General features: G+C 73.3%; 13 protein-coding genes. 2 read left to right on the top strand and 11 right to left on the bottom strand.

Translation table 11 applies throughout. The features are described from left to right. Positions 1–30: 30 nt before the first annotated feature. From ACIRNI_RS04520 to pdhA, 6 genes are all read right to left on the bottom strand, one after another. Positions 31–1,089 carry a potassium channel family protein gene (locus ACIRNI_RS04520; RefSeq protein ID WP_403548228.1) on the bottom strand — a complete coding sequence of 353 codons (1,059 nt, stop codon included), beginning with the start codon at positions 1,087–1,089 and terminating at the stop codon, positions 31–33. 20 nt (positions 1,090–1,109) lie between these two features. After that, a complete protein-coding gene (locus ACIRNI_RS04515; RefSeq protein ID WP_403548226.1) occupies positions 1,110–2,339 on the bottom strand; it encodes a molybdopterin molybdotransferase MoeA in 1,230 nt (409 codons plus the stop codon). After that, on the bottom strand, positions 2,336–3,178 hold the full coding sequence (locus tag ACIRNI_RS04510; RefSeq protein ID WP_403548224.1) for an NTP transferase domain-containing protein: 843 nt from the start codon (positions 3,176–3,178) through the stop codon (positions 2,336–2,338). The genes ACIRNI_RS04515 and ACIRNI_RS04510 overlap by 4 nt, the downstream gene beginning before the upstream one ends. 91 nt (positions 3,179–3,269) lie before the next feature. Next, positions 3,270–4,592, bottom strand: a complete 1,323-nt coding sequence (locus tag ACIRNI_RS04505) for a dihydrolipoamide acetyltransferase family protein (RefSeq protein WP_403548223.1) — start codon at positions 4,590–4,592, stop codon at positions 3,270–3,272. After that, positions 4,592–5,617, bottom strand: a complete 1,026-nt coding sequence (locus ACIRNI_RS04500) for an alpha-ketoacid dehydrogenase subunit beta (protein ID WP_403548220.1) — start codon at positions 5,615–5,617, stop codon at positions 4,592–4,594. The genes ACIRNI_RS04505 and ACIRNI_RS04500 overlap by 1 nt, the downstream gene beginning before the upstream one ends. Next, on the bottom strand, positions 5,617–6,750 hold the full coding sequence (gene pdhA, locus ACIRNI_RS04495) for a pyruvate dehydrogenase (acetyl-transferring) E1 component subunit alpha (protein ID WP_403548218.1): 1,134 nt from the start codon (positions 6,748–6,750) through the stop codon (positions 5,617–5,619). Before pdhA ends, ACIRNI_RS04500 begins: the two co-directional genes overlap by 1 nt. Before the next feature lie 183 nt (positions 6,751–6,933). On the opposite strand from pdhA, the gene ACIRNI_RS04490 reads away from it, so the two are divergent. Continuing rightward, entirely contained in the window at positions 6,934–7,485 is a 552-nt protein-coding gene (locus ACIRNI_RS04490) for an Lrp/AsnC family transcriptional regulator (RefSeq protein ID WP_403548216.1), read from the top strand. A 17-nt stretch (positions 7,486–7,502) separates the two neighbouring features. Here ACIRNI_RS04490 and ACIRNI_RS04485 read toward each other — a convergent pair whose 3' ends face one another. After that, complete coding sequence (locus ACIRNI_RS04485) at positions 7,503–8,093, bottom strand: TetR/AcrR family transcriptional regulator (protein ID WP_403548214.1); 591 nt, start codon at positions 8,091–8,093, stop codon at positions 7,503–7,505. Further along, on the bottom strand, positions 8,090–9,622 hold the full coding sequence (locus tag ACIRNI_RS04480) for a 3-hydroxyacyl-CoA dehydrogenase (RefSeq protein WP_403548212.1): 1,533 nt from the start codon (positions 9,620–9,622) through the stop codon (positions 8,090–8,092). Before ACIRNI_RS04480 ends, ACIRNI_RS04485 begins: the two co-directional genes overlap by 4 nt. A 123-nt stretch (positions 9,623–9,745) precedes the next feature. Here ACIRNI_RS04480 and paaN point away from each other — a divergent pair, with 123 nt between their 5' ends. Further along, a complete protein-coding gene (gene paaN, locus ACIRNI_RS04475; RefSeq protein WP_403548210.1) occupies positions 9,746–11,440 on the top strand; it encodes a phenylacetic acid degradation protein PaaN in 1,695 nt (564 codons plus the stop codon). Positions 11,441–11,449: 9 nt separating this feature from the next. On the opposite strand, the gene ACIRNI_RS04470 is transcribed toward paaN, so the two are convergent. Genes ACIRNI_RS04470 through ACIRNI_RS04460 form a run of 3 tightly spaced genes read right to left on the bottom strand, consistent with a single transcriptional unit; the run spans position 11,450 to position 14,249 of the window. Next, positions 11,450–12,109: a TrmH family RNA methyltransferase gene (locus ACIRNI_RS04470; protein WP_403548208.1), complete on the bottom strand. Its 660-nt coding sequence runs from the start codon at positions 12,107–12,109 to the stop codon at positions 11,450–11,452. Next, complete coding sequence (locus ACIRNI_RS04465; protein WP_403548206.1) at positions 12,106–13,359, bottom strand: HTTM domain-containing protein; 1,254 nt, start codon at positions 13,357–13,359, stop codon at positions 12,106–12,108. Before ACIRNI_RS04465 ends, ACIRNI_RS04470 begins: the two co-directional genes overlap by 4 nt. Beyond that, positions 13,356–14,249, bottom strand: coding sequence for a DUF5819 family protein (locus ACIRNI_RS04460; RefSeq protein ID WP_403548204.1), 894 nt, complete (start codon positions 14,247–14,249; stop codon positions 13,356–13,358). The genes ACIRNI_RS04465 and ACIRNI_RS04460 overlap by 4 nt, the downstream gene beginning before the upstream one ends. Positions 14,250–14,294 lie beyond the last annotated feature (45 nt).

Below are 14,294 nucleotides of genomic sequence, written 5' to 3'. Positions count from 1 at the left end.
TCTTCCTGGTCTCCTGCTCCTGGTCCCCTGCTACTCCGGCGGCGTGCTCAGCGGTGTGACCGGCTTGGCCCGTACGATCGTGATCACCCGGTCCGTCAGCTGGAGCGGGCTCGCCTCCGGGTCGTCGTACCCCAGCAGCCGGTGCCCACGCAGGACGCTCACCACCAGGTCGTCGGTCTCCCGCACGCTCTTGCCGACCTCGGCCTTTATCACCGGCCGCTCGACCAGGTCGAGGCCGCTGCCCGACTGGATCAGGTCCTCCATCACCGTGCCCGCGCTCGGGCTCAGCACCGACAGGCCGAGGAGCCGTCCCGCCGCGCTGGCGCTGGTGATCACGGCGTCCGCACCCGACTGCCGCAGCAGCGGCGCGTTCTCCTCCTCGCGGACGGTCGCGACGATCTTGGCGCCGCGGTTGAGCTGGCGCGCGGTCAGGGTGACCAGCACCGCCGTGTCGTCGCGCTGCGTCGCCACCACGATCTGGCGCGCCCGCTGCACCTCGGCTCTCAGCAGGACGTCGCTGCGGGTGGCGTCACCGACGACCCCGACGAGCCCGTCGCTGTTGGCCGTCTCGATCACCTTGTCGCTCGGATCGACGACGACGATCCGCTCCTTCTTCAGGCCGGTCGCGCAGAGCGTCTGGACCGCCGAGCGGCCCTTGGTACCGAATCCGACGACGACGGTGTGGTCGCGCAACGTGGACCTCCAGCGGTTCAGCCGCCACTCCTCCCGGGTGCGCTCGGTGAGGACCTCGAGAGTGGTGCCGACGAGAATGATCAGGAACAGCACGCGCAGGGGCGTCACCAGCAGCACGTTGACGAGCCGCGCGCTGTCGCTGTGCGGGACGATGTCGCCGTATCCGGTCGTGGACAGCGTCACGGTGGCGTAGTAGATGGCGTCGAGGACGCCGACCTCGCCGTCGGCGTTGTCGTGGTAGCCGTGTCGGTCCACGACGACGATGAAGACGGTCAGCGCGAGGACGCACAGGGCCATCAGCAGCCGCTTGGCCACCTGCCGCAGCGGACGCTCCATGACCTGGCGGGGCAGTCTGATCCGCGAGGTGATCAGCTGCTCCTCCGCCCGTCTGGCCATCGCGTCTTGGCCGGGAAGTTTCACGTGAAACACCCTTCGGTGGTCGATGGCCACGGCAGGCCCAGGATCTCCAGGACGTCACCGGGCGCGGCGCCGCCCGGAGGGACGACCACGAGCCCGTCGGCTGCCGCTATGCCGCGCAGCATGGCGGGGCCGTTGTAGTGCAGCGGCACGGCCTGCCCGGCCCGGCGCACCACCGGCACGAGCCGTGTGTCGTACGGATGGCCGTGCACCTCGTCGCGTACGGGCAGCCGGTACGGCTCCGGGGCGGGCCGGCCGGCCAGGCCGCGCAGCAACGGCTCGGCGAGGGTGAGCAGCCCGGACACGGCGGCCAGTGGGTTGCCGGGCAGCCCCACCAGGTGCGTGCCGGTGCCGAGTCGGGCGAGCAGCATCGGATGCCCGGGCCGCACCTTCACGCCGTCGACCAGCAGCTCGGCGCCGGCCTTGCGCAGCACCGGGTGGACGTGGTCGACGGGCCCGGCGGCCGTGCCCCCGGTCGTGACCACCACATCGGCCGGGGAGCCGGTGACCGCCGCGTACAGCGCCTCGGCGTCGTCGCCGATGCGCCGGGTGGCGACCACGTCCGCGCCGAGGGCGGCCAGCCAGGGGCCGAGCATGGGCCCGAGGGCGTCCCGGATGAGGCCGTCGTGCGGGAGCCCGGCGGTGAGCAGCTCGTCGCCCAGCACGAGGACCTCCACGCGGGGCTGCTCCACGACCGGCAGCTCGTCGTATCCGGCGGCCGCGGCGAGGCCCAGCACGGCAGGCGTCACGGGGCTGCCCGCGGGCAGCAGTTCATCGCCGGAACGGCACTCCTGGCCCCGGGGGCGGATGTCCTGGCCGGGCAGGACCTCGCGCTCGGCGTGCAGCCGGGCGCCGTCGGCCTCCGTACGGGAGTGCTCGGCGCGGACCACGGCGGTGGCACCCGGCGGGACGCGGGCGCCGGTGGCGATCCGTACCGCCGAGCCGTCGGGCAGCTCGGCGGCCGTGGCGTGACCCGCCAGCACGGAGCCGCTCCCGGCCACCGCCCACGGGCCGGGTCCGGCGACGGCCCAGCCGTCCATGGCGGAGGTGTCGAACGACGGCAGGTCGGTGAGCGCGACGAGCGGCTCGGCGAGCACCCGCCCGAGCGCGTGTTCCGGCGCCGCGCGGCGGGACCGCGTCGGTCCGGCCCGCCCCTCGCGGGCGGCGACGGCCCGGGCATCGCCCCAGGGCGTGGCCCGGTGCCGCTCCTGCGCTCCCTGACCGGTCATTCCTCGCCGGCTTCCTTCGCCCAGCGGTCGGCGAGCGCGGCGGCCTTGCGCGCCGCCTCGGCGACGGCTTCGGGGCCGCCATCGCCGGCCTTGGCCGCGGCGTAGCCGACCAGGAAGGTGGTGAGCGGCGCGGCGGGCCGGGCGACGCCGTGCGCGGCGTCGCGGGCCAGGTCGAGGAGGACGCCGGTGTCGACGTCCAGCTCGATGCCGAGTTCGGCCTTGACTGCGGTGATCCATTCGTCCAGCACGTTCCCATGCTCCCTGATCCGGGCACGGGCCGTGGAGATGTCCTCCCAGGTGTCGCAGTCGAAGGAGGCGAGCGGTCCGAGGGGGATCCGTACGAGGTCCAGCTCCTGGGTGAGCAGCCGCAGCGGCAAACCGGACAAGCTGCCGTATTCCGTTGCCAGCAGCGCGACTTCGCGTCGCAGCGGTTCGGTGCGGTACGCCGCGACGAGCGGTTGGTCGCGGCCCTCGGCATCCACGGACAGCACGCCCTCGGCGGTCCCGGCCCGCAGCGCCTCGGTCAACTTCCGCACGCTGCCCTCCTCCAGGAACGGCAGGTCCCCGCTCAGGACGAGCACGGTGTCGGTCTCCACCTGCCGCAGCCCGGCCGCGAGCGCGGCGACGGGCCCGCCCCTGGGCGGCTCCTCCCGCGCCCACACCACGGGCCGTACGGTGGGCCGCCGACCGCCGACGACCACGACCCGCGGGGCCTGGCGGCAGGCCGCCAACACGCGGTCCAGGAGGGCGCGTCCGCCCACGCTCACCCCGGGCTTGTCCACCCCACCGAGCCGCTTGGCCGATCCCCCGGCAAGCACGACAACGTCACATCGGGTCACGCCCTCAGTATTAACCGGGCCGCGCAGGCCCCGGCCCCCGGGTCGGCGGGGCGATCCGGGGGCCAGGGCCTGCCAGCGCGGCGGCGGAGTGCTAGAGGGTGCGCAGCAGCACCGCGGGCGCCTCCACGCAGTCGGCGACGTACCGCAGGAAACCGCCCGCCGTGCCCCCGTCGCAGACGCGGTGGTCGAAGGTCAGCGACAGCTGGACCACCTGGCGTACGGCCAGCTCGCCCTGGTGCACCCAGGGCTTGGGGATGATCCGGCCCACGCCGAGCATGGCCGCCTCCGGGTGGTTGATGATCGGCGTCGAGCCGTCCACTCCGAAGACCCCGTAGTTGTTCAGCGTGAAGGTGCCGCCGGTCAGGTCCGCCGGGGTCAGCGTCCCGGCGCGCGCCGCGTCCGTCAGGCGGGCGAACTCCGCCGACAGCGACTCGGCCGTGCGGCGGTGCGCGTCCCGTACGACGGGCACGACCAGGCCCCGGTCGGTCTGGGCGGCGAAGCCCAGGTGCACCTCGGGCAGGCGCACGATCTCGCGCGCCTCGGTGTCCACCGTGGAGTTCAGCTCCGGGTAGCGGGCGAGCGCGGCCGTACAGATCCGGGCCAGCAGCGCCAGCAGGGAGATCTTCGGGCCCCCGGCGGCGTTCATCGCGGCGCGCGCGGCCATGAGCTCCGTCGCGTCCGCGTCGACCCAGCAGGTGGCCTCGGGGATCTCGCGCCGGCTGCGGGACATCTTGTCGGCGACCGCTCCGCGCACGCCGCGCAGCGGCACCCGCTCACCGGTCGCGGGGGGCGTCTCGGGCGGGGTCGGGCGGGTCCGCTCGGCGGTCGCCCGCTCCACGTCCGCGCGCAGGATCAGCCCGTCCGGGCCGGACCCGCGCACCTGGCGCAGGTCGAGGCCGCGCTCCCGGGCCAGCTTCCGCACGAGCGGCGAGATCACCGGCACCGGGCCGCCGTCCGGAGCCGGCGGAGCCGGGGCCGGAGCGGCAGCGGGCGCGGGAGCCGCCGGGGCGGAAGGCACGGCGGCGGACGGCGTGGTGGAGGCCGTCCGCACGCGGCGCCTCCGCGCGGCCGGTGCGCCCGTCCCGTAGCCGACGAGGACGTTCCCGGAGGATTCGGCGGAAGCCGCGGGGGCCTCGGAGGACCCGGAGGACCCGGTCTGGGCCGACTCCGCGCCGACCGCGACCGTCAACAGCGGCGCCCCGACGGGAAGTTCCGTCCCCTCCTCACCGAACCGCGCCGTCACCACGCCGCCGTACGGGCACGGCACCTCCACCATCGCCTTGGCCGTCTCGACCTCGACGACCGGCTGGTCGACGGCGACGACGTCCCCGACCTCCACCAGCCAGCGCACGATCTCCGCCTCGGTGAGCCCCTCACCGAGGTCTGGCAGCTTGAACTCCAGCACCTGGGCCATCAGCTGTCCGCCTCCCACTGCAGTCGCGCCACCGCGTCCAGCACCCGGTCCACGCCGGGCAGGTGGTGCCGCTCCAGCATGGGCGGCGGGTACGGGATGTCGAAGCCGGCCACCCGCAGGACGGGCGCCTCCAGGTGGTGGAAGCACCGCTCCGTGATGCGCGCGGCGATCTCCCCGCCCGGGCCGCCGAAGCCGGTCGACTCGTGGACGACGACCGCACGCCCCGTGCGCCGTACCGACGCGCAGACCGTCTCGTCGTCGAACGGCACCAGCGACCGCAGGTCCACGACCTCCAGGTCCCAGCCCTCCGCGCGCGCCGCATCGGCGGCCTCCAGGCACACCGGCACGGACGGCCCGTAGGTGACGAGCGTCGCGCTGCGCCCCGTGCGCCGGACGACCGCGCGACCGATCGGCTCCACCGGCTCGGGCGCGTCCGGCGACCACTCGGCCCTGGACCAGTAGAGCCGCTTCGGCTCCAGGAAGACCACTGGGTCGTCGGAGGCGATGGCCGCCCGCAGCAACCCGTACGCGTCGGCGACCGTCGCGGGCGTGACGACATGGAGCCCCGGAGTCGCCATGTAGTACGCCTCGGAGGAGTCGCTGTGGTGCTCGACGCCGCCGATCCCGCCGCCGTACGGCACGCGCACCACGATCGGGAGGGGCATCGCGCCCCGCGTGCGGTTGCGCATCCGCGCCACATGGCTGATCAGCTGCTCGAACGCCGGGTAGGCGAAGGCGTCGAACTGCATCTCGACCACCGGCCGCAGCCCGTACATCGCCATGCCGACGGCCGTGCCCAGGATGCCCGCCTCGGCAAGGGGGGTGTCCGTACAGCGGTCCTCGCCGAACTCCTTGGCCAGTCCGTCCGTCACCCGGAAGACGCCACCGAGCGTGCCGACGTCCTCGCCCATGACGTGGACGGACGGATCCTCGGCCATCGCGTCGCGCATGGCGCGCTGGAGCGCCTGCGCCATGGTGGCGGGCTTGGCCGCCACCTTCGCCGCCGTCTTCGCCGCCGTCGTCATCACGCCTCTCCCTCGGCGTCGAGCTCGGCACGCAACTGCGCCGCCTGCTCCCGCAGTTGTGCCGTCTGCTCGGCGAAGACGTGCGCGAAGAGGTCCATCGGCTCCAGCTCCGCGTCGGCGTTCATCCGCTCGCGCAGCCGCGCCGCCATGGCCTCGGCGTCCTCGGCGGCCTGCCGTATCCCCTCCTCGTCGAGGAGGCCCCGCTCGGTCAACTCCCGCTCCAGAAGACGGATCGGATCGTGCGCGCGCCACGCCTCGACCTCGCCGTCGCCGCGGTAGCGGGTGGCGTCGTCGGCGTTGGTGTGGGCGTCGATGCGGTACGTCACGGCCTCGACGAGCGTCGGGCCGCCGCCGCGGCGGGCGCGGGCCACCGCCTCGGAGAGGACCTGGTGCACGGCGGCCGCGTCGTTGCCGTCGACGAGTCGGCCCGGCATGCCGTACCCGACGGCCTTGTGGGCCAGGGACGGCGCCGCGGTCTGCTTGGCCAGCGGGACGGAGATGGCGAAGCCGTTGTTCTGCACGAAGAAGACGACCGGTGCCTGCCAGACCGCCGCGAAGTTCAGCGCCTCGTGGAAGTCGCCCTCGCTGGTGCCGCCGTCGCCGACCATGGCGAGCGCCACCACGTCGTCGCCCTTGAGGCGGGCGGCGTGCGCCAGGCCCACGGCGTGCGGCAGCTGGGTGGCGAGCGGGGTGCACAGCGGCGCGACGCGGTGCTCGCGCGGGTCGTACCCGGTGTGCCAGTCGCCGCGCAGCAGGGTCAGCGCCTCGACGGGGTCGACACCGCGCGCCACCGCCGCGAGCGTGTCGCGGTACGACGGGAAGAGCCAGTCCCGCTCCTCCAGCACGAGCGCGGCGGCGACCTCGCAGGCCTCCTGGCCGGTGGTCGACGGGTACACCGCGAGCCTGCCCTGCTTGGTGAGGGCCGTCGCCTGGGCGTTGTACCGGCGGCCGCGCACCAGCTCGGCGTACAGCCTGCGCAGCAGCTCCGGCGCGAAGCCGGCCGCGGCGTCCGTGCCGAGCACCCGGTAGGGCTCGGGGTCCGGGAGCAGCGGTGCGGGGTCGGTGCGCGGCCGCCACGCCGGGGGCGGGGCGGGCCGGTAAGAGGCCGCACCAGGCAGCTCTTGGACCGTCATGACAGCACCTCCTCGTGGGAGCGGGGCATAAGACCCGAAGGGGGACGCGACTGTGACGCGCCTCACCTACCGATTGTTCGGTCGTGGATGCATTTTGGCTACAGGCGCCTTCAGCCTGTGGACAAACGGTTCTCCACAGCCTGGGATGGAGGCAGGTCGTCCATGGAGAAGAGGCGGGGGGACATGGCAGCTGAACAAATGGCCGCCGACGGGCCCGACGAGAGGCCCGACGACAGGGAGCTGCGGCCGGCCGGCGGCACGCCGCACCTCGCCCCGCGCCCGCTCGACGCGATCGACCGGGACATCCTCCGGATCCTCCAAACGGATGGCCGCGCCTCGATACGCTCCGTGGCCGACCGGGTCCATGTGTCGCGTGCCAACGCCTACGCGCGGATCAACCGGCTCATCGACGACGGGGTGATCCGCGGTTTCACGGCCCGGGTGGACCACGAACGGGCCGGGCAGGGGGCGTCCGCGTACATCACGCTCAAGATCGTGCAGAACTCCTGGCGCACGGTCCGCGAGAAGCTCCAGGCGCTGCCCGGAGCCGCCCACATCGCGCTGGTCAGCGGCGATTTCGACGTCCTGCTGCTGGTGCACACACCGGACAACCGCACCCTGCGCGAGCTGGTCCTGACCAGGCTCCAGTCCATCCCGGAGGTGCTGTCGACGCGGACGCTGCTGGTCTTCGAGGAGACGGACCTGAACCGGCGGCTGCCGGCGGACGGGACCTGACCGACGGACGGGACCCCCTAAGCGGTACGCAGGCCGTCGAAGGCGAGGCGTACGACGGTGTCGGCGAACTGCTGCCGGTCGCCGTCGCCGCCCGGCTGCGGCCGGTACCACTCCACCAGCGAGTTGATCATTCCGAAGAGCAGCCGGGTGGCGAGCCGTATGTCCACGTCGGCGCGGAGGTCGCCGTCGGCCGCGGCGGCCTTCAGCAGGTCGGCGACCCGGTGGTCGAACTCGCGGCGCCGCTCCAGCGCCCACCGCTCGGTCTTGGTGTTGCCGCGTACGCGCAGCAGCAGCGTCACATACGGCAGCTCGTCCATCAGCACCTCGACGGTGCGCCGGGTCACGTACTCGACGCGCTCGATGGCCCGTCCGCGCGCGGCCCCCGGCTCGTCGAGGACCGCGAAGAGCCCGTCCAGGGCCCGGCTGACCGCGCGCCGCAGCAGCTCCTCCTTGCCCGTGACGTGGTGGTAGATCGAGGACTTGGAGATGCCGGCCGCCTTGGAGAGGTGCTCCATGGAGGTGCCGTCGTAGCCGCGCTCGTTGAAGACGCGGACGGCGACGGACAGCAGCGTCTCGGGGGTGTAGGTGTCACGCCTGGCGGTGGTCATCGGCTCTTCCGGTCCTTCGTCGCGGCCAGCTCCTCGTGCGCCCGGCGCACGACGTCGAGGCAGGGGGCGTAGCGGCCGCCGGGGTAGCGCTGGTGCAGGGCGCCGAGCAGGTCGGTCACGTGCTCATAGCGGAGCAGGGCGGCCCACTCGAAGGGGCCTGCCGGATAGTTGACGCCGAGCCGCATGGCCGTGTCGACGTCCTCCGCGGAGGCGACGCCGCGCGCGACCGCGTCGACGGCGAGATCGACCAGCATCGCGACCGTGCGGGCGACGATCATGCCGGGGGTGTCGGCGATCACCGTGACCTGCTTGCCCAGCGCCTGGAAGAGGCCGACGGCCTCCTGGAGGGTCTCGGGCGTGGTCTCCCGCGCGGTGGAGAGGGCGATGCGGGTGGCGGTCGTGTAGTCGTGGGCGAGGTCGAAGTAGATGATCTCGTCGCCGACGTACTCGAAGGCGGTCTCGCCGTCCGCGAGGCCCAGGTGACCGCCGCCGGGGAGGACGAAGTGGCAGCCGTGCTTGCGACGGCGGACCTTGATCCCGGCCTCTTCCATCAGGCCGACCAGCGGCTCCGCGTGCCCGAGGTTCCCGTGCACGGTGACCTGCGCGGGTGCGGGCGCCGGTGGCTCGGTACGGGGCTGGGGCCGCTCGGCGCCCTCGCCGTACGCGTACCAGCCCCGGCCCGTCTTGCGGCCGAGGCGACCCGACTCGACCAGGCGCCGCTGGGCGAGGGACGGGGTGAACTTCGGGTCCTGGTAGAAGGCCTCCCAGACGGACCGGGTGACCGCTTCGTTGACGTCCTGGCCGATCAGGTCGGTCAGCTCGAAGGGGCCCATGCGGAAGCCGCCGCTCTCGCGCAGGACGGCGTCGATGGTGGCCGGGTCCGCGGCCCGCTCCTCGTACAGGCGCAGCGCCTCCGCGTAGAAGGGGCGGGCGATGCGGTTGACGATGAAGCCGGGGGTGTCGGCGCAGCGGACCGGCGTCTTGCCCCACGCCTCGGCGGTGGCGTACGCGCGCGTGGCTGCGGTGTCGTCGGTGGCGAAGCCGCTGACGACCTCGACCAGCGGGAGCAGGGGCGCGGGGTTGAAGAAGTGCATGCCGACGAAGCGGCCCGGCAGGCGCAGCGTCCCCGCGATGGCGGTGACGGAGAGGGACGAGGTGTTGGTGGCGAGGAGGCAGTCGTCGGAGACGATCTTCTCCAGCGCGGTGAAGAGCTCCTGCTTGACCGCGAGCCGCTCGACGATCGCCTCGATCACGAGCGCGGCGTCGGCGAGGTCGTCCAGACCGTCGGCCACCCGCAGGCGTCCGGCGGCGGCGTCGCGGTCCTCGGTCGATATCCGGCCCTTCTCGACGAGCCGGTCGAGGCGGTCGGCGATGGCCGCGGCGGCCTCCCGGGCGCGGTCGGGCACGGTGTCGTGGAGGAGGACGGGGTGGCCGGCGACCAGGGCGACCTGGGCGATGCCCTGGCCCATGGTGCCGGTGCCGACGACAGCGACGGTGCGGCTGCGCTCGATGGCCATGGTGTCGGTCATGACAGTGATCCTCCCCGATGAGTTGTCCACAGGTTCGGGAGGCCCCCTTGTCCCGACCGATCGTTCGGTTACTCTAGCTCTGTCCGCCTGTCCCTGCCCAGCTCGACGAGGAGTTGGTCCGTCATGGCCGCCGCTCAGCTCACCCCCGACCACCTGTCCGAGAGGCACCGGCCCACGCTGGATCAGGCCCTGGAAGCGATCCGCACCCGCGCCTACTGGTCGCCGCACCCGGAGCACCCGAAGGCGTACGGGGAAGGCGGCTCGTTGAGCGCCGCCGACGGCCTCGCGGCGCACAAGGCGGTGCTCGGCACCCGCTTCGAGCTGGACCAGCCGGGCACGGACGGCTGGACGGGCGGCGAGGTCTCTCCGTACGGGCCGGAGCTGGCCGTGGAGTATCCGCACGCCGACATCGAGGTGCTGCTGCCGGCGATGCGCGCGGGCACGGCGGCCTGGCGGGACGCCGGTGCCGAGACCCGCGCCCTGGTGTGCCTGGAGGTCCTGGCCCGCATCAGCGCCCGCACGCACGAGTTCGCGCACGCGGTGATGCACACCAGCGGACAGGCGTTCATGATGGCGTTCCAGGCGGGCGGGCCGCACGCGCAGGACCGCGGCCTGGAGGCGGTGGCGTACGCGTACGCCGAGCAGACGCGCACGCCGCTGGACGCGGAGTGGTCGAAGCCGCAGGGCAAGCGGGACCCGCTGGAGCTGCGCAAGACGTTCACGCCCGTCGGGCGCGGCATCGCGCTGCTGATCGGCTGCAACACCTTCCCCACGTGGAACGGCTACCCGGGCCTGTTCGCCTCCCTGGCCACCGGCAACCCCGTCCTGGTCAAGCCGCACCCGCGCGCCGTGCTGCCGCTGGCGCTGACGGTCCGGATCGCCCGCGAGGTGCTGGCGGAGGCGGGCTTCGACCCCAACCTGGTGGCGCTGGCCGCCGAGCGGCCCGGCGAGGGCATCGCCAAGGAGCTGGCCGTCCGCCCCGAGATCCGGATCATCGACTACACCGGCTCGACCTCCTTCGGCGACTGGCTGGAGGCCAACGCACGCCAGGCGCAGGTGTACACGGAGAAGGCGGGCGTCAACACCGTCGTCGTCGACTCCACCGACGACTACAAGGGGATGCTGTCCAACCTGGCCTTCTCGCTCTCCCTGTACAGCGGCCAGATGTGCACCACCCCGCAGAACCTCCTCGTCCCGCGCGACGGCATCGCGACGGACGCCGGGCCGAAGACGTACGACGAGGTCGTGGCCGACCTGGCGGCGGCGGTCGACGGTCTGATCGGTGACGACGCCCGGGCCAACGCGCTGCTGGGCGCCATCGTCAACCCGGACGTGAAGGCCCGCCTGGAGGCGGCCGCCGGGCTCGGCGAGGTGGCCCTGGCCTCCCGCGAGGTCGCCAACCCGGACTTCCCGGACGCCGTCGTCCGCACGCCCGTCATCGTCAAGCTCGACGGCTCCAAGCCGGACGCGGAAGCGGCGTACATGTCGGAGTGCTTCGGCCCGGTCGCCTTCGCGGTCTCGGTCGACTCGACCGCCGACGCGCTGGAGCTGCTGCGGCGCACGGTGCGCGAGAAGGGCGCCATGACGGTCGGCGCGTACACGACCTCGTCGGACGTCGAGCGCGCGGTCGAGGAGGTCTGCCTGGAGGAGTCGGCCCAGCTGTCGCTGAACCTGACGGGCGGGGTGTACGTCAACCAGACGGCGGCGTTCTCCGACTTCCACGGCTCCGGCGGCAACCCGGCGGCGAACGCCGCGCTGTGCGACGGCGCCTTCGTGGCGAACCGCTTCCGGGTGGTGGAGGTGCGCCGCCAGGCGTGAACCGTGGTCCTACGGCTGGTCGATCTCCGCGTACCGCTGCACCCAGGCGTGCATGGCGATCGCCGCGGCGGCTCCCGCGTTGATCGACCGGGTCGAGCCGAACTGCGCGATGGAGCAGACCATCGCCGCGTGCTCGCGGGCCTCCTCCGTGAGGCCCGGCCCCTCCTGCCCGAAGAGCAGCACGCAGCGGCGCGGCAGCTCGGTCCGCTCCAGCGGCACGGCCCCGGGGAGGTTGTCGATCCCGATGACCGGCAGCCCCTCGGCGGCGGCCCAGGACGTCAGCGACGCGGTGTCGGGGTGGTGGCGCACGTGCTGGTACCGGTCGGTGACCATCGCACCGCGCCGGTTCCAGCGCCTGCGGCCGACGATGTGCACCTCCTTCGCCAGGAAGGCGTTGGCGGTGCGCACGACCGACCCGATGTTGAAGTCGTGGCCCCAGTTCTCCACGGCAACGTGGAAGTCATGGCGCCGGGTGTCCAGGTCGGCCACGATCGCCTCGCGCGTCCAGTACCGGTAGCGGTCGAGGACATTGCGCCGGTCGCCGTGGGCGAGCAGCTCGGGGTCGTACCGCTCGCCCTGCGGCCAGGGCAGGGGGTGCGGGCCGACGCCGACCTCGGGGCCGTAGCCGTCGTCGTACTGGAGGGGCTGGAGGGGGGTCTCGCTGGTCACCCCACGAGGGTACGGGGGGCGTGTGACTCCTCGGCGGGCCGCTGCTCGGCCTGCGGCCGCTTCGACCGGCGCAGCAGCCGCTCGCGGCCCCGGCCGACCCGGGCACCCAGCCAGACCAGGAAGACGGTCGGCAGGAAGACGGCGTCCGCGGCGATCATCGCGAGCGAGAAGAACGGCAGCCCGAGCAGCACCGCGATCCCCGCGTGCTCCAGCATCATCGCCACCAGCAGGACGTTCTTGACGCGCCGGTTGAAGAGGGTGAAGGGGAAGGCCACCTGCACGATGACCGTGCCGTACGTCACGACCATCACGATCACGCCGCTGCCGGCGAGGAGGTCGGAGAGAAACGGCCAGGGCGTGAAGTAGTCCAGCTGGAGCGGGTAGTACAGCGCGGTGCCGTCCTGCCAGCGCGAGCCCTGGATCTTGTACCAGCCGGCGGTGGCGTAGATCAGGCACACCTCGGCCATGATCACGGCGAGGGTGGCGTTGTGGGCCAGGTTGGCGAAGGTGTCGAGCAGGACGCGCGGCTCGCCGGGCGCGTACCGGCACACCAGCCACCACACGCCCTGCGCCGCCCACAGCAGCCACAGCAGCGCGAGGAGCCAGGGCTCCCCGGTGCGGTCGCCGAGGAGCGTCGCGGCGACCAGGGGGAGGGCGAGGACCGTCCAGAGCGCGGGGCCGACCAGGTCGCGGCGGGAGCCCGGGCCGCCGGTTCCGCGCGGGGCGCGGCGGGCGCGGCGGGCGTCCAGGGACCAGACCTGTGCGCAGCGGGTGAGGACCAGGTAGATGGCCATGAGGTGGACGACGTTGTCACCGCCGTCGCCCATGAAGATGGACCGGTTCTGCAGCGACAGGACCCCGGCCATGAAGAGCACCGACATGGTGCGGGTGCGCCAACCGATCAGCAGCAGCACGCTGGAGAGCATGGCGACCGCGTACACGATCTCGAACCAGACCGTGCTGCCCGACCACATCAGGACGGTGAAGGAGTGGTTCTGCGCGATCAGCTGCTGGCCCATGTCCCAGGCCCAGGGGCCCTCGGGTCCGTACAGCTCGTGGCGGTGGGGGAACTCGCGCAGGAGGAAGAAGAGCCAGGTGGCGGCGAAGCCGATGCGGACGATCGCGGTCTGGTACGGGCCGAGGGCCGTGGCGGTGACGCGCTGGACGGCGCGGGCGAGCCGGCGGTCGAGCGGCTGGGGGGCCGGGGCGGGGGTCTGGTTCACCGCTGCCGGGGCGGGGGTCTGGTTCACCGCTGCGCCTCCGTACGGCCGTTGTCGACGCCGGCGGGCAGGTCGGCGGCGGTCACCGTCCACCAGGGGAGGGTGCGGTAGTAGGCGCGGGTGTCGGTCTTCTCTTCGCTCCAGGGCGGGGCCCCGACGGCCCGGGTGGAGCTGCGCACTTGTATCCGGTCGACGCGGCCGCCGAGGTCGTGGGCCTCCAGACGGAGCATCGTGATGCGCCGGATGTAGCGCTCGGAGAGCCGGCCCCGCATGCCGTTGGCGCGGTTGTCGGCGGTGTGCGAGTTGGCGTAGAAGTCCCAGCCGCGGCGCAGCTGGTTCTGGTCCACATGGCTCGGGGCGAGGTTGCCCCGGATGGCCTCGCCGTCGTCGGCGCTGAGATCGATCCAGTCGGTCGTCCGTCGGCTGCCGTCGGCGCGTATGACCTCGGCGCGGGCGTGGACGGCGATGTTCTGCTGGAGCGGGTTGGGCGCGAAGAGCTTCCAGTTCTGCTCGAACTCGGGGAAGACCCACTCGTCGACCGCCTCGCCGTGCTGCTTCGTGAGCGTGTTCGACGGCGCGACGTGCAGGAACACCATGGCCACGTGGTAGCAGGCGAAGACGGCGACGACCGCGACGGCGACGGAGGCGACGACTTGGTACGGCAGCGAGAGCCCGGCTATGCCCGCGCGGGGCCGGTTCGCGTCGCCGGGCGCACCGGCGTCGGGATCGGTGGCGTCGGGGTCGCCGGCAGCGGGGGCGGCGTCGGCAGTGGTCGCGCCGGCAGCGGCGGTGGCGGGCTCGGCGGGTGCCGGTTCGGTCGGCCGGGGGGCAGCCGCGGTGCTGGTCACCGGGTGCGCGGCGGGCTCGACGTGCCCGCGCTCCTTGTCGTACGAGTCCATCCCGCCCCGATCCGCATCCATCCGCATCGATCCACCGCAGTTATCCACAGGGTTGACACCTTACGG

This window comes from Streptomyces sp. NPDC093546, assembly GCF_044765045.1.
Taxonomy (GTDB): Bacteria; Actinomycetota; Actinomycetes; order Streptomycetales; family Streptomycetaceae; genus Streptomyces.
This window is presented reverse-complemented; position numbering and strand designations above follow the sequence as displayed.

Coding starts and splice junctions, on each gene's coding strand:
- ACIRNI_RS04515 (WP_403548226.1), bottom strand. CDS start 2,339: ATGACCGGTCAGGGAGCGCAGGAGCGGCACCGGGCCACGCCCTGGGGC.
- ACIRNI_RS04490 (WP_403548216.1), top strand. CDS start 6,934: ATGGCAGCTGAACAAATGGCCGCCGACGGGCCCGACGAGAGGCCCGAC.
- paaN (WP_403548210.1), top strand. CDS start 9,746: ATGGCCGCCGCTCAGCTCACCCCCGACCACCTGTCCGAGAGGCACCGG.
- ACIRNI_RS04480 (WP_403548212.1), bottom strand. CDS start 9,622: ATGACCGACACCATGGCCATCGAGCGCAGCCGCACCGTCGCTGTCGTC.
- ACIRNI_RS04460 (WP_403548204.1), bottom strand. CDS start 14,249: ATGGATGCGGATCGGGGCGGGATGGACTCGTACGACAAGGAGCGCGGG.
- ACIRNI_RS04520 (WP_403548228.1), bottom strand. CDS start 1,089: ATGGCCAGACGGGCGGAGGAGCAGCTGATCACCTCGCGGATCAGACTG.
- ACIRNI_RS04505 (WP_403548223.1), bottom strand. CDS start 4,592: ATGGCCCAGGTGCTGGAGTTCAAGCTGCCAGACCTCGGTGAGGGGCTC.
- pdhA (WP_403548218.1), bottom strand. CDS start 6,750: ATGACGGTCCAAGAGCTGCCTGGTGCGGCCTCTTACCGGCCCGCCCCG.
- ACIRNI_RS04485 (WP_403548214.1), bottom strand. CDS start 8,093: ATGACCACCGCCAGGCGTGACACCTACACCCCCGAGACGCTGCTGTCC.
- ACIRNI_RS04500 (WP_403548220.1), bottom strand. CDS start 5,617: ATGACGACGGCGGCGAAGACGGCGGCGAAGGTGGCGGCCAAGCCCGCC.